Raw genomic sequence first — 18,871 nt, forward strand, 5'->3', positions numbered from 1 at the left:
GGCGCCAGTGGTGGTGGACTGGACATATGGCTTCCAGCACACGTTCAGGAAAGCCGGGGGAATCCGCCCAAGACCCCGGAGCCGGCCATCCTCATGGCGGGGGGCTGCCGGGCCACGGTGTGCCGTCCGCGAAGGCGGCCAGCCGTCCGTCGCTGTGGCTGTCCACCCCGTGGGTGGCCATCCTGTTCATCACCGCAACGTTCCACTTCTACCGCGGCGTGCCCGTGGACGGGTTCATCTTTCTGGCCGGGGCCCTGGCGCTCGCGGCCGACACTGCCGTGCGGCACCGTTCCCCGGCAGATAACACGGGCCCGTCAACTGGCCCGTCCACAGACCCCGGCCCGACTCCTCCCGGCGCCCCGCACCACCGCCATTCCGGCGGGACCCGGAGTGTAAGGCTGGTGCCCCGGTGGGCATGGCTGGCCGCGGCGGCCGCCGCCGCGGTGCTGGTGACGGCCGTGGTGGTCGTGGCCCCGCAGGACAGCGTCGGCATACCGGCCGTGGTGGGGCTGGTGGGTTCTGCCATGCTCCTGCTGACGTGGCCGCAGCCCCCGCACCCGCTTGGCCGTGCGGCACCCAGGGTGCGCCGGGCCGCCTGGTGGTGGGCCGGCGTCGTGCTTCTGCTGTGCGTGTGGGAGCTGGGGACGTATTTCATTGACAGGTTTGCCCCGGCGGATGCGGCCGTTTTCCCTCCTCTGACCGACCTGCTGCAGCCCCTGTTCAACGATGATTCGAGCCGCTGGGCCATGACCGGGATGTGGCTGGTGGCCTGCGGGGCGTTGGTGCGGGTGGTGCGGCGGGCATGATCTACGTGCTGGTGGTGGTCGGGTATGTGCTGGTTCCGGTGGCGGGGCTGGCACTGGTGGTGGTGTCCCGGGTGAAGCCGGCGGCGCTTGCCGGTCTCGGCGAACTGCTGGGCCATGTTTTCGCCGTCCGGGCCGCGCGCGTCACGTTGCTGCTGTTTGTCTGGTGGCTGGGCTGGCACTTCCTGGTGGGCTGACGCGTGCGGCCATTGGTCCGGCAGTGTGGCCCATGGCACGATTGAGTGGTGCAAGACATAATCGTTTTCTTCACCCACAACTGGTGGCTGGCATTCCCTTTAATATGGGCGGTGGCTCGTGGTGGCCGCGGCATCAACCGGGCCGCCGAACGGCGGCACCGCCGGCGGGTGGAGATGTACAAGCTCCGTCATCCCGAGGTGGCCGGGCCTCCCGAGGCCGCCCAGCTGCCCCCGATGCAGCAGGAAACTTTGGCCAAGGACCCTGATGCGTTCAGCGAGGCGGACGTGGCTCGGGTCATGGAAACGCACGACGCCGTCAACCGGCGCTGGCTGGATTACGAGCTCGACGTCGGCAAGCTGATCGACTTCCCCATGATGACGGACGTCCGCGAACCTCTCACCGTCGCGTTCCTGCGGGCCAAGCGCGACGCCGACGCCCTCCGCCCGGTTGCCGCCTCCGACGTCACGTCCAAGGTGCGCTGGGATGACTACCGGAATGCCGTCAACGCCTACGACGTGGCCTTTGACGTGGCGGAAAAGGAGGCCCGCCGGCTCAAGGACACGGCCTTTTCCGAGGCGGAGAGGGGCCGGCTGGACACCGCCCGCAAGCTCGTCAACATTGCCGAAAATGAGGCCGCCAGCCCGGCCGAAAGGCAGTCAGCGTACAAGCGGGCCCGCAAGGAACTGGACGGAATTATCGTCCTTCCGGACGTCACCTTGGCATCGTTGGAGCAAAAGGTTGCCCGCATGATCGACCGCTCCAAGTAGGGCCACGCCACGGCGGGGATTCCAAGGGCCGCGGCTGTAAGCTGAAGCCAATTCTAAGGACGGTCCATGTCACGCACAATTGTTATCACAGGCGCCAGCGACGGAATTGGTGCTGCCGCCGCCACCATGCTCGCCAACCCTGGGGACACCCTGGTGGTCGTGGGGCGCTCGGCGCAGAAGACCCAGGCCGTGGCGAAGGAGCTGGAGGCGGACTTTTTCCTGGCCGACTTCACCGACCTGGCGCAGGTGCGCGGGCTGGCGGAAAAGCTGGGGAACAAATACCCGCGGATTGACGTGCTGGCCAACAATGCCGGCGGCATCATGGGCGCCCGCGAGCTCACGGTGGACGGGCATGAAAAGACGTTCCAGGTGAACCACCTGGCGCCGTTCCTGCTCACCACGCTGCTGATTGAGAAGCTGGTGGCCAGCCGGGCCACTGTCATCAACACCTCCAGCATGGCCCACAGGATCATGGCCAAGTACGACATCGACGACCTGGACGCCGTGAAGAAGTACAGCGCCAATGCGGCGTACGGCAATGCGAAGCTGGACAACATCCTGTTCACCATCGAGCTGCAGCGCCGCTACGGGGACCACGGAGTTTCCGCGGCAGCCTTCCACCCCGGCGTGGTCGGCAGCGGGTTTTCGGCCGAATCCAACCGGGTCACCAAATTCATGTACGGTAGCCTGATGCGGCGGTTCATGCTCACGCCGGCGCAGGGCGCGGACACGCTGGTGTGGCTGGCGACCACCGTGCCGGGGGAGGACTGGGAGCCCGGAAAGTACTACGCCAAGCGCAAGGTGGCCACGCCCACGCGCACCGCCCAGGATCCCGCGCTGGCGCGGCAGCTGTGGGACCGCAGTGCGGCCATGGTGGCCGTCAAATAGAGTCAATGCTGGGGACGCCGGGCGTGCCGGGCAGCAGTCCGCCCGTGTAAATGCCCTCAGCCACCTGCTGGACCAGCCACGGGCTGAACGCGAACGGCGTCGAAATGACGGCTTCCTCCAGGTCCACAATGTCCGTCCACGCCCAGTCGCACACTTCCTCCGGGTTGGGTGAGATGTCGCTGCTGCCTGCGTAGACGGCCGTGAAAACGGGGCAGACCTCGTTTTCCACTACGCCGGAGGCGTCGACGGCGCGGTAGCGGAAGTCGGGCAGGGCGGGGCGGATGTCTGAGATCTCGATGTTAAGCTCGACGGCGGCGCGGCGCCTCACAGCGTCCTCGAACGTTTCGCCGGGGGCCGGGTGGCCGCAAAACGAGTTGGTCCACACCCCCGGCCAGGTCAGTTTGGACAGTGCCCGGCGCGTGGCCAGCGTGCGTCCCGAGCCGTCCACCAGGTGGCAGGAAAAGGCCAGGTGCAGCGGGGTGTTTGCACCGTGGACCAGCGACTTGTCCGCAGTGCCGATCTCGGCGCCGTCGTCGTCCAGCAGGCGGACCAGCTCAATGGGGGCAGGCATGGGAGTGCGTCCTTTCCGACGGTGTCACACCAGCTTATGGCTTGACGTCGTCGTGCGTGACAACCTCGTGGAGCTCGAAACCGCCGGATTTCAGCTTCCAGTAGTGCAGCCGCAGCGCCCCGGCCGTGCCCTGCTCCACATAGAGGCGCCAGCAAACATCGTCGCCGCGCATGCGCGCCGGGGCGTGGGCGCCCTCATTTTCGCGCAGGAAGTGGGGCTTGCGGTTGCGCAGCGGCCCTTCGCGGTTGGCAATCAGGTCCACCGCGGCCCGCAGCGTCTTGGCGCGCTGCGGCGCCGGCAGCTGGGACAGCGTGGCCAGGAACCCCGGCCCCACCACGTACTCGCCCAGCGGCTGCGCGGCCTTGTCCATGGCTGGAACCATGAGCGCCCATTCGTGGCGCAGCTCGAAATCAAACTGCTCTTCCGGCTCGGCGAACAGCCCCGCCAGGCTGGATTCCGAACGGGACGACGCCGACCGCCGCTGCTTCTTCGCCCCCACCAGCTTGGCCGTCGTCTTCGCCAGCTCTGCCTTGAAGGCGTCGATCTGGTGCACCGCATCGTTGTGCCTGCGCGCCAGGTCGTCGGCTTTGGCGTGTTCCTGCGCCAGCTTGTCCTGCAGGGTCCGGGCGGCCTTGTCGGTGGCCACTAACTTGTCCACCAAGTCCTGCAGCTCGGCAATGGTGTGGCGCGCCTTTTCCAGTTCCATCTGCGTCGACTTCAGCGCCGTTTTGCGTTCCGCCGGCGTCAGGGCAGGCTCCTGCGCTTCAAGCACGACGCCGGCCGCCCCGGTCCCAGCCGCGGCTTGCCCTGCGCTTGACTCACCGGGGAGGGGCGCTGCGGGCGGGGCAAAGATGCTGGCGTACGGTCGGTCCAGGTCAAGCCACGGCGGCCCGCCCTGGACCAGGGGCGGCGCTGGGACGATGGGTTCGTCGTCGTCCACGTCCAGCATCGACAACACCACGGCGCCGTTTTCATACAGCACCCTCACCCGCACCACTTCACCCTCGGTGAGGAGGTCTTCCGCGGAATCGAGTTCATTGGAGGAGATGCGCGCGGTGCCGATCCGGAAGTCGGAGCCGGGCCACAGGGTGACCATGGCATGGGTGGCGCCGGCGCTGCGGACGCGGGCCAGGGCCACGTCGCCCTCGCTGTAGCTGGTGATGGGCGAGCCGGGCTTGAGCAGGAGTGCGCTGATGTCCAGGGTGCCGTTGCCTTCATCCAGCAGGCCCGTGACGGACTGTCCCGGCGTGAGGAGCCAGTTGAGCGGCACGCCCGGCAGCAGGTCCTCGGCCCGGACAGTGACAATCTTTCCCGTGGTGGACAGCTTGACCAGGGCCCGGCTGTTGTCTTCCGAGGCGAATCCACGGACTGTCCCCGTGGCCGTGGCACGTGTCGGTTTCGCTGTTTCGGCCGGCGGGGAAGGGAATCCGGAGTGGGCGGCGGCATGCACGTCGCCAAGCAGCTGGTTGGTCAGCCGGCCCAGGTCGGTGGATCCCACCACCAGCCGGGCCGGGGGAGTCCGTGCGGCCCACCCGGGGCCTGCTGGATAGACCCGGGCGCCGGTGCCGAACACGTGGAGGTCCTCCGGGAGCCCGTCCTGGAGCTTGCGGGTTTCCACGCCGTTGGCGATTTCAAAGACGTCCGCCTCGTCGCCGAGCTGCTGGGCCAGGAACTGTGCGTTGATGCGCCGCTTTCCGGCGTCGGACTTGTAGCTGACCACCACCGCCGGGCGGGTCCGGCCGCTCCCCACCAGCCGCGATGCCAGCAACGTGCCGGGGATGGAGTGCACCGGATACGGCTCCGGCGGCGGCTCGGGGGCTGGCTGCGCGGCCGGCCTGTGGTGCTTCCTCTGTGCAGGCATTCCATCTCCTTCCCCACAATGTGCGCGGCACTTCTCATGTCACTGCCAGATTACAGTGGCGCAGTGGTTCGACGCCGCACACCCTGAAATCGTGGCAATTTAAGATGTGCGCAGCATACGAACGGCTGTCCAGCGCCTGAAAGGACCGCCGGATCGGCTCACACGGTGTGGGTGATGATCCTGAACTGCCGGCCCACGGGGTAGATGGCGGCCTCCGGCGCAGCCTGGACCAGGTCGCCCGCGTCCACCGTGGGGGACGCACTGACAATGGCCCGCCCGCCCGCGTTGACCAGCACGGCCCCGGGGCCCAAGCTGCGCAGCGAAGCCAGGCCGGCGCGTTCCAGCGTCTGGGCCGTGACATCCATGCCCACCACGCCGGCGATGGTGCCGGAGCTGAACACCGGGTTGGTGAAGGTCAGCACGTATTCATCCGTGCAAAGCAGGTCGATGTAGGGGCCGGTGACGTGCGGCCGGCCGGTTTCCACGGGGACCTTGAACCATTCCGTCTTCACATAGCGGCTGATGGAGGACGGGCTGAAGTTGGCCAGCGCATCCACCCGCTCCAAGTCCTCGCCCTGCCACCAGGCAATGTAGCTTCGGCCGTGGCCCAGCAGTCCCGTGACGGCCACAAATCCGGCGCCGGCCAGCCGCGACCCTGGTTCGTGGAGCATGCGGGCCACCGCGGGCCGGATGAACTTGTCGATGGCTGTCCCGGTGGGCTTTGACTGCCCGGACAGCCACTCCGTGGTGGCCTGCGCCCAGGCGTCGATCCCCGCCTCAATCGAGTCGATCAGGGCAGCGAGCTCCCTGGCGCCTGCGGGAACGGCGCCCTCCGGAATGACTGCGGGAACGCCCCCTGCGGTGGTGGTGGTGGCCGAAGGTTCCCCAACCCCTGCAGCGGACGGTGCGGCTTCCTTGCCGTTCATCAGCGTGACCTTACTTGTCGATGGTGCGGATTGTTTCAGTGCGGAGTGTTCAGTGCGGACTGCCGGCGTATTCAGCCAGCAGCCAGGTGATGGTGGAGGTGATGAGTTCCCTGGTCCGGGCCTCGGCGCCGGTGGCGTCGTGGTCCGCTATCGCCTCCGTGATGGAGCTGTTCAGTGCGGCTGTCTGTTCACAAAAAGCCGGATCCGAGAACGGCAGCAGCGTCATGGTGCCGATGTCCGCCTGGAGGCGCAGCATTTCGCGGGCTAGCCTGGCGGAGCGTGCCACGGACGCCATTTCCAGCAGGAACTCCGCCGCGGACAGGCGCCAGGCGAATGCTGTTGCCGGTTCGCCGTCGTCGAGCTGGGGCCGGATGTAGTTCCGCAGCGACTCCACGTCCTCCGGGCTGGAACGCCGCGCCGCCACGGCGGCACAGGCCGCGGCGATGGCCTGGAAATGCAGTCCCAAATCGGTGATTTGCAGGCGGGTCAGTTCCATCAGCTTCCCGCGGGCCTGAACCAGTGAAGGGAAGGAATTTTCCGTGACGAAGCTGCCGCCGCTGCGCCCCCGCGTGGTGCGGATGAGCCCCTGGCCGCGAAGTTGGGACAGCGCCTCCCGTGCCGTCACGGCCGACACGCCCAGCGCGCCGGCCAGCTCCACCTCGTTCGGCAGCCGCTGTCCGCTCGCCAGCAGGCCCGATTCCACGGCAAGTTCAATGCGCCGGCACACCTCATCCACCAGCCCGCCGGACTTGATGGGGGTGAATACTGCCGCCAGGCTCCGTGATGCACCCAGGGGGGAGAGGGACATGCGGCCCCTCCTTTCCGGGGATTCGGGGCTTTACACAATCGTAACGGCCACTTTGCCACCGGGTCTATACATAAAACATCTTAAGTAATAGTATTTAGCTTCAGCACCACATTGTGGCCCCCATCACAGCCATAACCCGGCCAAGCACCAACCACTGAAACCACAGAAAACCAAGAAACCACTGAAAGGCGCATTCCATGAGCCAGACCACGTTGAGCGGGGTGCGGGAAACCACCGCCGAGGTTCCCGCCATCCGGCTGCGCAACCTCACCAAGACGTTCGGCAGCAAGGGATTCAACGAAACCCGCGCCGTGGACGGCGTGGACCTGGACATCCGGCAGGGGGAGTTCTTCTCCATGCTGGGCCCGTCCGGCTCCGGCAAAACCACCGTGCTGCGACTCATTGCCGGCTTCGAACTGCCCACCTCCGGCACCATCGAGCTGGAAGGGGCGGACGTCAGCGGCAAGGCGCCGTTCCAGCGCGACGTCAACACCGTCTTCCAGGACTATGCGCTCTTCCCGCACATGTCCCTCGTGGACAACGTGGCCTACGGGCTGCGCGTGCGCGGCATGAAGAAGGCCGAACGCCGCGAGCGCGCCATCGAATCCCTCGAGAGGGTGCAGCTGGGCAAGTTCATGCAGCGCCGCCCCAGCCAGCTTTCCGGCGGGCAGCGGCAGCGCGTGGCACTGGCCCGGGCACTTGTCGTCGAGCCCAAGGTCCTCCTGCTCGACGAACCACTGGGCGCCCTGGACCTCAAGCTCCGCCAGCAAATGCAGATCGAGCTCAAGGAACTCCAGCGCAGCCTGGGCATCACCTTCATTTTCGTCACGCACGATCAGGAGGAGGCCCTCACCATGAGCGACAGGATCGGCGTGTTCAACAACGGCAAGCTGGCCCAGATCGGCACGGCGCACGAGATTTACCAGCGCCCCACCGGCGCGTTCGTGGCCAACTTTGTGGGCACCTCCAACCTCTTCGGTCCCGACATTGCCGCCTCCCTCTACCAGCGCGGCGGGCAGTTTGTGGTCCGCCCCGAGCGACTCACCCTTGACTGGACGGCCTCCACTGCCAAGCACGACGGCGCCGCCTCCCTGCGGGGGACCGTCACCTCCCTGGTCTATGTGGGGCACGCCACGCAGGTGAGGGTGGCGCTGGAAGGGGGCCCCGCTGTCGTGGTGCTGGTGGGCAGTGACCTGCCGGACGAGGCCAGCGTTGTGGGGAAGACAGTGTCCGTCAGCTGGCTGGACCGGGATGCCGTGTGGCTCCCCGACGGCAACTAAAGCTTCAAGCAATCACTCATTTCACCTGAAAGGAAACATCATGAAGAGCTCCCTGAAAGTCATCGGGACCCTGGCCGTGGCAGCATTGGCGCTGGCGGCGTGCGGCACCTCCTCCGGCGGCGGCTCGGCCGCAGGAACACTGAAGGAATCCATCGGCGCAGGCGAGGGCCAGGTCTCCATCCTGGGCTGGCCCGGGTACGTGGAAGACGGCAGCAACGATCCGAAGGTGGACTGGGTCACCCCGTTCACGGCGGAGACCGGCTGCAAGGTCAATTTCAAGCCGTTCGGCACCTCGGACGAGGCCGTGACGCTGATGCGCACCGGCCAGTATGACGTCATTTCCGCCTCCGGCGACGCCTCCCTGCGCCTGATTGCCGGCGGAGACGTGCAGCCGGTGAACATGTCGCTGCTGAAAAACTACCCGGACGTGTACCCGTTCCTGAAGGACAAGGCCTGGAACACCGTGGACGGCAAGAACTACGGCATGCCGCACGGCTGGGGTGCCAACCTGCTGATGTACCGCACCGACAAGGTCACCCCGGCACCCACCTCCTGGGGTTCCGTGTTCGACGGCGCGTCCTCGTTCAGCGGCAAGGTCACCGCGTACGATTCGCCCATCTACATTGCCGATGCGGCGCTCTACCTGATGAAGCACAAGCCTGAGCTGAACATCAAGAACCCCTACGCCCTGGACAAGGACCAGCTGGCGGCCGCCGTCGCGCTTCTGAAGGACCAGCGCAAGCACGTGGGCGAGTACTGGAATGACGTGGTGAAGGAAGTGCAGTCCTTTGCTTCCGGCACATCCGTGATCGGCACCACCTGGCAGGTGGGCGCCAACATTGCCAAGGCCGACGGCGCCAAGGTGGAGACGCTGCTGCCTTCCGAGGGCGCCACCGGCTGGTCGGACACCTGGATGATCGGTGCCAAGACGAAGAACTCCAACTGCGCGTACAAGTGGCTGGACTACATTGCCAGCCCCAAGGCCAACGCCGCCGTCGCCGAGTACTTTGGCGAGTCCCCGGCCAACCCCAAGGCCTGCGCGCTGACCACGGACAAGAACTTCTGCGAGACCTACCACTCCGGCGACGCCAGCTACGCCTCCAAGATCTGGTACTGGACTACCCCCATTGCCAAGTGCCTGGACGGCCGCACCGACGCCACCTGCACCGACTACTCGGAGTGGACCAAGGCCTGGACGGAAATCAAGGGTTAGCCCATGTCACTGAACACACAGCAGCCCGGCACTGCGGCGGACCCGGGCACCCGGCCCGGGACCGCCGCGGTCCCCCGGGCCAGGAAGAACTCCTTCTCCGCCCTGCTCAACAGGACCCCGCGGCTCCGGCTGGCGGCACTGCTCACGGCCCCGGCCGGCTGGCTGGTCCTGGTGTACATTGCCGCGCTCGCCGCCCTGCTCATCACGGCGCTGTGGACGGTGGACACTTTTACCGGCAAGGTGTCCACCACGTGGACCTTCGCAAATGTGATCCAGGTGCTCACCGATCCGGTCTACCAAATCATTACCCTGCGGACCATCTGGATTGCGCTGGCCGTCACCATCATTGACGCCGTCATCGCCGTGCCGATCGCCTTCTTCATCGCCAAGGTGGCCACGGCGCACTGGCAGAAGATCCTGGTGATTGCCGTGCTCATGCCGCTGTGGGCCAGCTACCTGGTCAAGGCCTACGCCTGGCGCAATGTGCTGGCCAGCGGCGGGCTGCTTGAGTGGATGGGCGCGCCGCTGGGCGTTGCCAGCCCGGGCTACTCGGAGACTGCGGTGATCCTGACGCTGGCCTACATCTGGCTGCCGTACATGATCCTGCCCATCCATGCCGGCTTTGAAAAGGTGCCGAATTCGCTGCTGGAGGCCTCCTCCGATCTGGGGGCCAAGCCGCTGAAGACCATGCGCCTGGTGATGCTGCCCATCCTGGTGCCATCCATCATTGCCGGGACCATCTTCACGTTTTCGCTGTCGCTGGGCGACTACATTACGGCGCAGATTGTGGGCGGCACCACGCAGATGCTCGGCACCGTGGTTTACGCCAACGTGGGAGCGGCGAATAACCTGCCGTTTGCCTCCGCGGTGTCCCTGGTCCCGATCGTGATCATCATGGTCTACCTCTTCGTGGTCCGCCGCACCGGCGCCCTGAACAACCTTTAGGAGGATTGCTATGAGACTTTCCAAGAGTGCCAAATCGATCCTCGGGGTCATCACCGGGCTGGTGCTGCTGTTCATTTACGCGCCCCTGCTGCTGGTGGTGGTCAACTCCTTCAACTCGGACAAGACGTTTGGCTGGCCGCCCAAGGGGTTCACCCTGGAATGGTGGGGGAGGGCCTTTGAATCCGAGGGCGTCCGCTCCGCCCTGGTCACGTCCCTGTGGGTGGCGGTGGTGTCCACCATCATTTCGCTGGTGCTGGGCACGCTGCTGGCGCTGGCCCTGCAACGGTACAGGTTCTTTGGCCGCGAGGCCGTGAACCTGTTGGTGATCCTGCCCATCGCGCTGCCCGGCATTGTCACCGGCATCGCGCTGAACAACATGTTCACCACCATCCTGGGTGTGCCGCTGAGCATGTGGACGGTGGTCATTGCCCACGCCACGTTCTGCATGGTGACGGTGTTCAACAACGTCATTGCCCGGCTGCGGCGCGTGAACAGCCGGCTCGAGGAGGCATCGGCGGACCTGGGGGCCGGCGTGTTCACCACGTTCCGCCTGGTCACGTTCCCGCAATTGCGTTCCGCGCTGCTGGCCGGGGGGCTGCTGGCGTTTGCGCTGAGTTTTGACGAAATCATTGTCACCACGTTTACCATTGGCGCCGGCGACACCACCCTGCCCATCTGGATCCTGCAGAACCTGTTCCGCCCCAACCAGGCCCCCGTGGTCAATGTGGTGGCGGTGGTGCTGATAGTTGTCTCGATTGTGCCGATCTACCTGGCGCAGCGGCTTTCCGAGGATTCGGTGGGGGTTCGGCGCCCTGCGAAGGTGGCTGCGTAGCCGTTTCGGGTGGCGGGTCCTTGCTGGTGTCAGAATTGCCGCCGTTCCCGCATTTTGCCGCAGGTGTACCGGCGGCAAAATGCGGGAGCGGCGGCATTTCCTGGGGCATGGGGAGTCCTGCATGGGGACCGGTCCCCATCGACGGCTGCGCGGGCCGGTTGTTAGGTTCTAAGTAGTCAACCGGCCGGAGCAACCAGCCGGACCACTCATTGAGCGAAGGATGTGCATCACCATGGCAGGAATGCTTGGCAGCGACCCGAATGACATGGCCGACCTGGTCAACAAGATCGGCCACGCCGTGGACCAGATCCACACCGTGACCTCCACCCTGGACAGCAAGGCCCAGTCCGTGCGCTGGGAAGGCCCCGACGCCAACCGCTTCAAGTCCAGCGAATGGCCCTCCTACAAGGCCTCCCTGCAGCGCGTGGCCCAGGACCTGGAACAGGTCAAGAACCTGGTCAACAAGCAGAAGGAACAGCAGATCAACGCCTCTGCCTAAACACCATGGCAGGCCCGGTGCGGGAAACACCCCGCACTGGGCCTGCCGTGTTTTAGCGACTGGCAGGGTTTCGACAGGCTTAACCACCGGGGCCTCGACGCGCTCGCAGAGCTCGCTGCTCGACCACTGGGGCCATGCCAAATCGAAGGAGCAGCTAATGCGGGCTCGGGGCCGGCAAGGTCGCAGGAGCTGCACCACCGAATCGGGTTGGTCGCAGGAGCTGCACCACCGAATCGGGTTGGTCGCAGGAGCTGCACCACCGAATCGGGTTGGTCGCAGGAGCTGCACCACCGAATCGGGTAGGTCCGGCATGGCGGGAATTTCGCTCGAATCGATGGACTGCAGAGGTCGGATCGGGGCCTCGACGCGCTCGCAGAGCTCGCTGCTCGACCAGCGGGTTTCGACAGGCTCGACCAACGGGGCAGGGCCCTTGGCCTCGACGCGCTCGCAGAGCTCGCTGCTCGACCAACGAGTTTCCACAGCCTCGACCACCGGGTCTCGACGGGCCCGACCACCGCTACCTATGCCTTCGCGATGGCCTCTTTCAGCGCACCCAGCACCAGCACCACGGAGCCCGGGTTGGCGTTGGGGCCCATCATGCCGATTCGCCATACCGTGGAGGCGAACTGGCCGGAGCCGGCGCCGATCTCCAGGCTGAAGTGCTCCAGCAAATAGGCCCGCACGGCAGCCGAATCGACCCCGGAAGGCACGCGCACCGTGGTCAGCGACGGCAGCCGGGAGCCTTCGGCCGCGAACAGTTCCAGCCCCATTTCCTGCAAACCCTCCTGGAGCGCAAGGCCTGCGGCGGCGTGACGCGACTGAACGGCGTCGAGCCCTTCATCGAGGACGCGCGAAAGCCCGGCATCCAGGCTGGCGATCATGGTGACTGGGGCCGTGTGGTGGTAGGTGCGCTTGCTGCCGCTGGCCGCGCCCACGTAGCCGCCCAGCAGGCCGATGTCCAGGTACCAGGACTGCGGGTCCTTGATGCGGCGTTCAAAGGCGGCGTCGGAAATGGTGAAGGGGGACAGGCCCGGCGCCACGCCCAGGCACTTCTGCGTGCCGGCGTAGCCCACGTCGATGCCCCAGTCGTCCGCGAGCAGTTCCAGCCCGCCGATGGAGGTGACGGCGTCGGTCAGGAGCAGGGCGTCGCCCTTGAGCTGGCCCAGGGCGGCAATGTCGGAGCGCACGCCCGTGGAGGTCTCCGCGTGGACGGCGGCAATGACCTTCGGCGCAGGGTGCGCGGCGGCCACGCGCTCCGGGTCGATCGGCTGGCCCCACTCGTGGTCCACCCGCACCACCTCGGCACCGGCCCGCCGGGCAATCTCACACATGCGCTCGCCAAACTGCCCGTTGACCGCCACCACGGCCACGTCGCCCGCGCCCACGGTGTTCACGAACGCGGCTTCCATGCCCGCCGAACCCGTCCCGCTCAGGGGCAGCGTGCGGGCATTTTTCGTACCCCAGACCTGGCGCAGGCTCTCGCAGGTGCGGTCCAGGATCTCGATGAACAGCGGGTCAAGGTGCCCCAGGACGGGGTTTCCCAGCGCGGAAATCGCCTCCGGATAACAGTTGCTGGGGCCCGGCCCGAACAGGTGCCGGTAAGTGAGGGAGGCGGTCATGGGAGGCTCCTTTGGCGCGGGCGGACGGTTCCCCTACAGCATATGCGCCCCGCGGTTCCGGGTGCCGGGGATTAAGCACGACGCCGGCTCCCGCCTCCCGCTTTCGGCGGCCAGGTCCGGTGGGTGCGCCAACCATGCCAAAAACCCGAACGCTCCCGCGCAAAAGTGCGGGAGCGTCGGGGAAAAGTGCCCCGATTGCAACCGAGCGTCGGTATGGGGCGGCGGGGGTGGGGCGTCTGTTTGGGGCGGCGGGTTGGGTGGGGCCGCTTAGCCTAGTTCGCGCGAAATGGCTGCTGCCGTTTGGCGCATCAGCGGAATCCGCGTCTTGAGCTGCTCCAGGTCAGCCACCATGCGGATGGCCGTCAGCGACATGGCGCCCACCACGCCGGCGGAGCTGTGGATGGGCACGGCCACGCAGTTGACGAAGTCCTCAAATTCGCCGTCGTCGGCCGCCCAGCCCTGCCGTCCGATCGCGGCCAGCTCCACGTCCAGGGCGCCGCGGGTGAGGATGGTCTTGTCGGTGAACTTTTCCCACGCCGTCTCGCCCAGGATGGCGTCCCTCTCCGCTACGTCAACATTCGCCAGGATGGCCTTGCCCACCCCGCTGCAGTGCGGCAGGACGGCGGCGCCGATGCGCGAGTACATGCGCACCCCGCTGGCGTCCTCCACCTTGTCCACGTACACAATGCTGTGCTCCATCAGTGCCGCCAGGTGGATGGTGTTGCCCACGGTCCGGTGGAGCTTGCGGATGTGGTCGTGGGCGGCCTCGCGCAGGTCCAGGTTGTCGAAGGCGTTGCGGGAGAGGGAGATCAGGTGCAGCCCCAGCGAGTACGTGCCGTTCCTGCGCCGGCGCACGTAGCCCACCTCCTCCAGGGCCTGCAGCTCCCGGAACATGGTGGACCGGTGCAGCGAGAACGCCTCCGCCAGTTCCATGACGGTCTTGGGCTCCTCGGCTATCGAGTCGATGATGCGGGCTGCACGCCGGACACTCTGGGACATGGGGGCCTTCGGCTGGAAATTCGGCTGGAAATTCGGCTAGGAATACGGCTAGAAATACGTGGGCAAAAGGTCGACAACGCGGTTTGAGCCTGGCTGTTCCACCACCGGAATGAACCGCCACTTGTCGAAGGCGGTGCAGGGGTGGGAGAGGCCCAGCTGGACCACGCTGCCCACGGGAAGCGCCGTGGCGGGGTCAAATTCCACAAACGCGTGCTGGTCGTTCACGGCCGTGACCTTTGCCCCGGCCAGCGGCTCCATGGCCTGGCCCAGCCCGGCGGCCCGACCCATGGGAATCGGCAGGCCCCAGTCGTGCGCGAAGTCGCGCTTGCCGCCGTCGAGCAGGGCAAGCCCCGGCTCCGGGTTGGAAAGCACGCGCGCCATCCCGTGCATCGCGGCACGCAGGGTCCCGGGGTCCGCGCCGGCACCCGTGTCGGCGAGCGGCGACACCTCCCGGTAGTAGCCGTCGTCGTGCGTGACATAGGAGCCGGACCGCAGCACCCAGCGCGTGCGCCGGTCGGCTGCCATGGCCTCCGCAAACTCCTCCGCCACCAGGTCAAAGTAGGCGCTGCCGCCCACCGTCACGATGGCCGGCTCCGAATCGTAAAATTCCTTGAGCGCGCTGTGCAGTTCCAGCTGCGCGCGCAGGAAGGCACGGACGGCGGCCAGCTCCGCAGGGGACCGGTCATGCGCCAGCGCCCCTTCATAACCGCCGACGCCGGCCAGCCTCACCTTGGGTGCCGCGGCCAGGCGGCGCCCGATGGCCACGCCCTCCGCCACCGAGCGGGCCCCGGTCCGGCCGTGGGCCGCGCCCAGCTCCACACAAACGTTGATGGGCCGGCGCAGCTCAATGCCCTCCAGCGCCTGCTCCAGGGCGGCAACGCCTTCCACGGAGTCCACCCAGCACAGGAACTCGAGCCCGGAGTTGTTCAGCTCCCCGGCAATGTACTGCACGGCCAGGGGGTCGGTGAGCTCATTGGCCAGCAGGATCGAGTCAAAGCCGAATTCCCGGGCAACCCGGACCTGCCCCATGGTGGCCAAGGTGATGCCGGTGGCCCCGGCGGCCAGTTGCTCCGCCCACAGCTGCGGGGACATGCTGGTTTTCCCGTGGGGCATCAGCTCAAAGCCGGCGTTGGCACACCAGCTGGCCAGGGCGCCGATGTTGCGGCTGAGGTTTTCGCGGTCCAGGACCAGCAGGGGAGTCCAGAACTCGTCCAGCGTGGGCTGGCTGGCCAGGAAGTCGCGGATGGTCATCCCGCCGGCCCGGGCGGGGAGCCCCTTGTCTGTGGCGGACAGCGTGATGTCGGCAATGGCTTCGAGTGTTGGGATGTGCATGGGGATTCCTGACCGTTAAATCGTGTGCATTTTTCGCACAATGTGTTGCGTCAAGAGAAAATCTACCCGCCAGCGGGGGCGGCGGCAAGCAGGGACCTATTCGGCAAGTGTGCAATATATGCAACGATGTTGCAATTTACGCACAACTGTCTGATAGTAGTTCCATGCGAAACAACGCAATCCCCGAACTCATCGCCATTGGCGAAACCATGGTCCTGGTCACGCCTGCCACGGCCGAGCCTTTGGAATCGGCCGCCGACTTCCACCTGGCCGCCGGCGGAGCCGAGTCCAATGTGGCCATGCACCTTGCCCGCCTGGGGCATTCGGCGGCGTGGGCCAGCCAGCTGGGCGACGACGCCCTGGGCCGGCGCCTGGCCGCCCAGGTCAGCGGCAGCGGCGTGGACACGCGCTGGGCCCTGACCCATCCCTCGGCGCCAACGGGTGTCTACTTCAAGGATCCCGGACGCGGCGTGCTGTACTACCGGGCAGGGTCCGCGGCCTCCCACATGGGGCCGGAAACCGTGGCGGGAATCCCCCTTGAGCAGGCCGCCGTCGTGCATGTCTCGGGGATCACCCCCGCACTGTCAGCCAGCTGCAACGCCCTGGTGCGCAGCGTGATGGAGCGTGTGGCGGAGTCGCCGGCGTCGCTCAGCTTTGACGTCAACCACCGTGCGGCGCTGTGGGGCGGGCGGGATGCCGGCGCCGAGCTCAGGGAGCTTGCCGCCCGTGCGGACATTGTTTTTGTGGGCCTGGATGAGGCGCAGGTGCTGTGGGGGACCGCCACCCCGGAGGACGTGCGCGCCCTGCTGCCGGAGCCCGCGGTGCTGGTGGTCAAGGAAGGCGACGTCGGCGCCACCGAATTCCACGGCGGCACCAGCTGCTTTGTCCCGGCCATTCCCACCGAGGTGGTGGAGGCCGTGGGTGCGGGCGACGCCTTTGCCGCCGGCTACCTCTCCGCACACCTGAACGGGCTGGATTCCGAGGAAAAGCTTCGCGCCGGCCACCGCCAGGCCTCCCTGGTGCTCCAGTCCACCAGCGACGTCCCCCACCCCTGATCCGCAGTTCCACCGAAAGGACCCCACATGCCCACGAACCACGAATTCACCGAACTTTTCACCGGCCAGCCGCTCATGGCCATCCTGCGCGGAATGGGCGAGGAAAAGAGCCTGGCCCTCGCCGAGCAGGCCTGGAGCCTGGGGATCGGCCTGGTGGAGATCCCCGTCCAGACTGAGGAGGACCTCCGCGCCCTGCGCACGGTTGCCGCCGCCGGCAAGTCCCGCGGGCTGCTGGTGGGCGCCGGGACCGTGGTTTCCCTCAAGCATGTGGAGCAGTCGGCCGAGGCCGGCGCGGCGTTCACCGTCAGCCCGGGCCTGGACCTGGCCGTGGTGGCGGCGTCCACTGATGCTGGCATGCCCACGCTGCCGGGCGTGGCGACGGCGTCGGAGGTGCAGCTGGCCCTGTCCTCCGGGCTGACCTGGATGAAGGCGTTCCCCGCGTCCCTGCTGGGGGCCGGCTGGTTCAAGGCCATGTCCGGCCCGTTCCCGCAGGCCCGCTTTGTGGCCACGGGCGGCATGGATTCGGCAAACGCCGCCACGTTCCTGGCCGGTGGCGCCAGTGTGGTTGCCGTGGGCTCCGCCCTGGAGGACCCGGCCCAGCTGCCGGCCCTGGCGAAGATCATGCAGGGCTAAGAACGACGGCGGCGGGCCGGCCGGGTGTGCGCCCCCGGCCCCGGATGCCGAAATGGTCATTTGCGGCCGTTATATCGGGGTCGGATGACCGTCTCGGCATCCTTTATTCGTATTCCTCAAACCGCCACGACAGCCGCTTGTGCTCGGTGCAGCCAAGTCCCCGGCGCAGTCCCTCGAGGACGTGCTGCACGGCTTCGAGTCCCGTGGTGAATCCCTGGTGCCAATTGGGCATCGCCCCGGTTGGGGGCTGCCAGCCGCGGGCCAGCAGGAACTCCGCATCCTGGGGCCGGCCAAAACCCGGAGCCGTGACTTCGGGCCGGAGGTGGCAGCTGAGTTGCGTGCCGACAAGGGCGATGCAGGCGTAGGGCGCGGGCTCCGGTTCGCCGCCGTCGTAGTCCACCAGAAAGTAGTCGGAGCTGGTGAGCATCCGCAGCTGCCGGGCCAGGAACGTGGCTGTGCCCTGCCAGAGCAGTTCCTCCTCGCCGTGGCCCGGTGCCGTTTGCCAGGCCGGCGGCTCCACCACTTCCAGCATCCGCGCCAGGTTGGTCCCGTCGGTCCCGCCCAGTGCTTCGTAGGCGATGCCGTCCACGTAGACCCTGCGCCGGTCCATCACCTCCTGGCACGCGGTGCCGTCGTCGTGCGTGGCACCCAGTACCGCGGCCGGGCTGTACTCGCTGGCTGTCCCTGAGGTGTCGGACAGTCTCACGTACCTGTCCAGCACATCGGTGACCCGGGCCGCGCACCAGATGCACAGGTAGTTCAGCGGCACCAGGATGTCCGTGCTGACCCTGCCGCAATGGGCGCACACCGCTTTTCCAGTGTTCATGCCCCGATCATAGGGGAGGGGTCAGACATTCGGGCCAAACGATGCCCGGAGGCTGACCATCCACAACCGGACCCGCCAAGCGGCGTCGCCAAATGTTTGTCAAATAGTCGCACTTTGTATTTCTACCGACCGGTAGTTTTACCCCGACTTTAAGGCCGCCGGCCGTTCCCTTGACGCTCCGTGAATGTAGTGGCAATATCAAAGTATGCCCTTCAAAAACTCAGCATTGAGTCTGCGGTTTTGAACCGGCGGTGTATTAACCATGGGGAAGTCTCTCACCGTTTCTTTATAAGAATTGGAGACAAGTATGTCTATTTCAGAACCTGAAGTTGTATCCGGGTCCTTCGCCGATCAGTTTGAAGCCACCTCGGAAGAAGCGTCGGCCGCTCCGGAAGCCTTGGCGTCTGCCGGAACGTCCCAAAAAATGGAGCTGTTTGTGAACGGGGCATCCATCGGCTGGCTGGGCGAAAACAGCGGCGAGTGGTGCGTGGTTGCAGCCCAGGAGGCGGCCGTGTCCATCGAGCCCTACGTGTGGAAGAACGTTCTGTACTACAGGAACGCCAACTCCACTTCACGCTACCTTTCGGTCAGCGACAACAGCCACTACGTCGGTTTCTACAACTGGATGAACGCCCGGGGATGGACCCTGAGCGGAAATGTCCTGACCTCGCTTTACACCAATGCACAGCTGTCCTTCTGGTCATCGGAGAACGGCTACGTCTATGCAAATTCCGGAAGTGGATACACGCCGTTGACGGTTGCATTTCGCTAAAAACAATTTCCAAGGAAAACAGTTTTTATCTAATGCCCGGTATT

At 66.4% G+C, this 18,871-nt stretch carries 20 protein-coding genes; 12 read left to right on the forward strand and 8 right to left on the reverse strand.

Going from position 1 to position 18,871, the window contains the following annotated elements; all coding sequences use genetic code 11:
- Positions 1-26: 26 nt before the first annotated feature.
- The 4 genes from G6N77_RS13480 to G6N77_RS13495 all read left to right on the forward strand — a co-directional run bounded on the left by G6N77_RS13480 (position 27) and on the right by G6N77_RS13495 (position 2,656).
- On the forward strand, positions 27-806 hold the full coding sequence (locus G6N77_RS13480; protein WP_165182683.1) for a hypothetical protein: 780 nt from the start codon (positions 27-29) through the stop codon (positions 804-806).
- Positions 803-1,000 carry a DUF6186 family protein gene (locus tag G6N77_RS13485; protein WP_165182684.1) on the forward strand — a complete coding sequence of 66 codons (198 nt, stop codon included), beginning with the start codon at positions 803-805 and terminating at the stop codon, positions 998-1,000. Before G6N77_RS13480 ends, G6N77_RS13485 begins: the two co-directional genes overlap by 4 nt.
- 111 nt (positions 1,001-1,111) lie before the next feature.
- Complete coding sequence (locus G6N77_RS13490; RefSeq protein ID WP_165182685.1) at positions 1,112-1,768, forward strand: hypothetical protein; 657 nt, start codon at positions 1,112-1,114, stop codon at positions 1,766-1,768.
- 66 nt (positions 1,769-1,834) lie between these two features.
- Complete coding sequence (locus G6N77_RS13495; RefSeq protein WP_165182686.1) at positions 1,835-2,656, forward strand: SDR family NAD(P)-dependent oxidoreductase; 822 nt, start codon at positions 1,835-1,837, stop codon at positions 2,654-2,656.
- Here the strand turns inward: G6N77_RS13495 and idi are convergent.
- The 4 genes from idi to G6N77_RS13515 form a co-directional block, all read right to left on the reverse strand.
- Entirely contained in the window at positions 2,649-3,227 is a 579-nt protein-coding gene (gene idi, locus G6N77_RS13500) for an isopentenyl-diphosphate Delta-isomerase (protein ID WP_165182687.1), read from the reverse strand. The two genes, G6N77_RS13495 and idi, sit on opposite strands and share 8 nt — an antisense overlap.
- Before the next feature lie 34 nt (positions 3,228-3,261).
- Entirely contained in the window at positions 3,262-5,088 is a 1,827-nt protein-coding gene (locus G6N77_RS13505) for a hypothetical protein (protein ID WP_165182688.1), read from the reverse strand.
- A gap of 158 nt (positions 5,089-5,246) precedes the next feature.
- Positions 5,247-6,014, reverse strand: coding sequence for a cache domain-containing protein (locus G6N77_RS13510; protein WP_165182689.1), 768 nt, complete (start codon positions 6,012-6,014; stop codon positions 5,247-5,249).
- Between the two features lie 49 nt (positions 6,015-6,063).
- Positions 6,064-6,822 (reverse strand): FadR/GntR family transcriptional regulator, encoded by a 759-nt coding sequence (locus G6N77_RS13515; RefSeq protein ID WP_165182690.1) that lies wholly within the window; start codon positions 6,820-6,822, stop codon positions 6,064-6,066.
- A gap of 197 nt (positions 6,823-7,019) precedes the next feature.
- Here G6N77_RS13515 and G6N77_RS13520 point away from each other — a divergent pair, with 197 nt between their 5' ends.
- From G6N77_RS13520 to G6N77_RS13540, 5 genes are all read left to right on the forward strand, one after another.
- A complete protein-coding gene (locus tag G6N77_RS13520) occupies positions 7,020-8,102 on the forward strand; it encodes an ABC transporter ATP-binding protein (protein ID WP_165182691.1) in 1,083 nt (360 codons plus the stop codon).
- 40 nt (positions 8,103-8,142) lie between these two features.
- Positions 8,143-9,315, forward strand: coding sequence for an ABC transporter substrate-binding protein (locus G6N77_RS13525; protein WP_165182692.1), 1,173 nt, complete (start codon positions 8,143-8,145; stop codon positions 9,313-9,315).
- 3 nt (positions 9,316-9,318) lie between these two features.
- A complete protein-coding gene (locus tag G6N77_RS13530; protein WP_165182693.1) occupies positions 9,319-10,260 on the forward strand; it encodes an ABC transporter permease in 942 nt (313 codons plus the stop codon).
- Between the two features lie 10 nt (positions 10,261-10,270).
- Positions 10,271-11,092 (forward strand): ABC transporter permease, encoded by an 822-nt coding sequence (locus G6N77_RS13535; protein ID WP_165182694.1) that lies wholly within the window; start codon positions 10,271-10,273, stop codon positions 11,090-11,092.
- Positions 11,093-11,324: 232 nt separating this feature from the next.
- On the forward strand, positions 11,325-11,591 hold the full coding sequence (locus tag G6N77_RS13540; RefSeq protein WP_165182695.1) for a hypothetical protein: 267 nt from the start codon (positions 11,325-11,327) through the stop codon (positions 11,589-11,591).
- Between the two features lie 521 nt (positions 11,592-12,112).
- Here the strand turns inward: G6N77_RS13540 and G6N77_RS13545 are convergent.
- From G6N77_RS13545 to G6N77_RS13555, 3 genes are all read right to left on the reverse strand, one after another.
- Positions 12,113-13,210: a pyridoxal-phosphate-dependent aminotransferase family protein gene (locus G6N77_RS13545; protein WP_165182696.1), complete on the reverse strand. Its 1,098-nt coding sequence runs from the start codon at positions 13,208-13,210 to the stop codon at positions 12,113-12,115.
- A 267-nt stretch (positions 13,211-13,477) separates the two neighbouring features.
- On the reverse strand, positions 13,478-14,209 hold the full coding sequence (locus G6N77_RS13550) for an IclR family transcriptional regulator (protein ID WP_165182697.1): 732 nt from the start codon (positions 14,207-14,209) through the stop codon (positions 13,478-13,480).
- A 48-nt stretch (positions 14,210-14,257) separates the two neighbouring features.
- Positions 14,258-15,541, reverse strand: coding sequence for a type III PLP-dependent enzyme domain-containing protein (locus G6N77_RS13555; protein WP_165182698.1), 1,284 nt, complete (start codon positions 15,539-15,541; stop codon positions 14,258-14,260).
- Between the two features lie 164 nt (positions 15,542-15,705).
- Here G6N77_RS13555 and G6N77_RS13560 point away from each other — a divergent pair, with 164 nt between their 5' ends.
- Together G6N77_RS13560 and G6N77_RS13565 are read left to right on the forward strand one after the other, a co-directional pair.
- On the forward strand, positions 15,706-16,596 hold the full coding sequence (locus tag G6N77_RS13560; RefSeq protein WP_165182699.1) for a sugar kinase: 891 nt from the start codon (positions 15,706-15,708) through the stop codon (positions 16,594-16,596).
- A gap of 27 nt (positions 16,597-16,623) precedes the next feature.
- Positions 16,624-17,229, forward strand: a complete 606-nt coding sequence (locus G6N77_RS13565) for a bifunctional 4-hydroxy-2-oxoglutarate aldolase/2-dehydro-3-deoxy-phosphogluconate aldolase (RefSeq protein WP_165182700.1) — start codon at positions 16,624-16,626, stop codon at positions 17,227-17,229.
- A gap of 103 nt (positions 17,230-17,332) precedes the next feature.
- On the opposite strand, the gene G6N77_RS13570 is transcribed toward G6N77_RS13565, so the two are convergent.
- Positions 17,333-18,055, reverse strand: coding sequence for a TY-Chap domain-containing protein (locus G6N77_RS13570; RefSeq protein WP_165182701.1), 723 nt, complete (start codon positions 18,053-18,055; stop codon positions 17,333-17,335).
- Positions 18,056-18,362: 307 nt separating this feature from the next.
- Here G6N77_RS13570 and G6N77_RS13575 point away from each other — a divergent pair, with 307 nt between their 5' ends.
- Entirely contained in the window at positions 18,363-18,827 is a 465-nt protein-coding gene (locus tag G6N77_RS13575; protein WP_165182702.1) for a hypothetical protein, read from the forward strand.
- Positions 18,828-18,871 lie beyond the last annotated feature (44 nt).

Source organism: Arthrobacter silviterrae, assembly GCF_011045165.1.
Taxonomy (GTDB): domain Bacteria; phylum Actinomycetota; class Actinomycetes; order Actinomycetales; family Micrococcaceae; genus Specibacter; species Specibacter silviterrae.

Coding starts and splice junctions, on each gene's coding strand:
- G6N77_RS13480 (WP_165182683.1), top strand. CDS start 27: ATGGCTTCCAGCACACGTTCAGGAAAGCCGGGGGAATCCGCCCAAGAC.
- G6N77_RS13485 (WP_165182684.1), top strand. CDS start 803: ATGATCTACGTGCTGGTGGTGGTCGGGTATGTGCTGGTTCCGGTGGCG.
- G6N77_RS13495 (WP_165182686.1), top strand. CDS start 1,835: ATGTCACGCACAATTGTTATCACAGGCGCCAGCGACGGAATTGGTGCT.
- idi (WP_165182687.1), bottom strand. CDS start 3,227: ATGCCTGCCCCCATTGAGCTGGTCCGCCTGCTGGACGACGACGGCGCC.
- G6N77_RS13505 (WP_165182688.1), bottom strand. CDS start 5,088: ATGCCTGCACAGAGGAAGCACCACAGGCCGGCCGCGCAGCCAGCCCCC.
- G6N77_RS13510 (WP_165182689.1), bottom strand. CDS start 6,014: ATGAACGGCAAGGAAGCCGCACCGTCCGCTGCAGGGGTTGGGGAACCT.
- G6N77_RS13515 (WP_165182690.1), bottom strand. CDS start 6,822: ATGTCCCTCTCCCCCCTGGGTGCATCACGGAGCCTGGCGGCAGTATTC.
- G6N77_RS13520 (WP_165182691.1), top strand. CDS start 7,020: ATGAGCCAGACCACGTTGAGCGGGGTGCGGGAAACCACCGCCGAGGTT.
- G6N77_RS13525 (WP_165182692.1), top strand. CDS start 8,143: ATGAAGAGCTCCCTGAAAGTCATCGGGACCCTGGCCGTGGCAGCATTG.
- G6N77_RS13530 (WP_165182693.1), top strand. CDS start 9,319: ATGTCACTGAACACACAGCAGCCCGGCACTGCGGCGGACCCGGGCACC.
- G6N77_RS13535 (WP_165182694.1), top strand. CDS start 10,271: ATGAGACTTTCCAAGAGTGCCAAATCGATCCTCGGGGTCATCACCGGG.
- G6N77_RS13540 (WP_165182695.1), top strand. CDS start 11,325: ATGGCAGGAATGCTTGGCAGCGACCCGAATGACATGGCCGACCTGGTC.
- G6N77_RS13545 (WP_165182696.1), bottom strand. CDS start 13,210: ATGACCGCCTCCCTCACTTACCGGCACCTGTTCGGGCCGGGCCCCAGC.
- G6N77_RS13550 (WP_165182697.1), bottom strand. CDS start 14,209: ATGTCCCAGAGTGTCCGGCGTGCAGCCCGCATCATCGACTCGATAGCC.
- G6N77_RS13555 (WP_165182698.1), bottom strand. CDS start 15,541: ATGCACATCCCAACACTCGAAGCCATTGCCGACATCACGCTGTCCGCC.
- G6N77_RS13560 (WP_165182699.1), top strand. CDS start 15,706: ATGCGAAACAACGCAATCCCCGAACTCATCGCCATTGGCGAAACCATG.
- G6N77_RS13565 (WP_165182700.1), top strand. CDS start 16,624: ATGCCCACGAACCACGAATTCACCGAACTTTTCACCGGCCAGCCGCTC.
- G6N77_RS13570 (WP_165182701.1), bottom strand. CDS start 18,055: ATGAACACTGGAAAAGCGGTGTGCGCCCATTGCGGCAGGGTCAGCACG.
- G6N77_RS13575 (WP_165182702.1), top strand. CDS start 18,363: ATGTCTATTTCAGAACCTGAAGTTGTATCCGGGTCCTTCGCCGATCAG.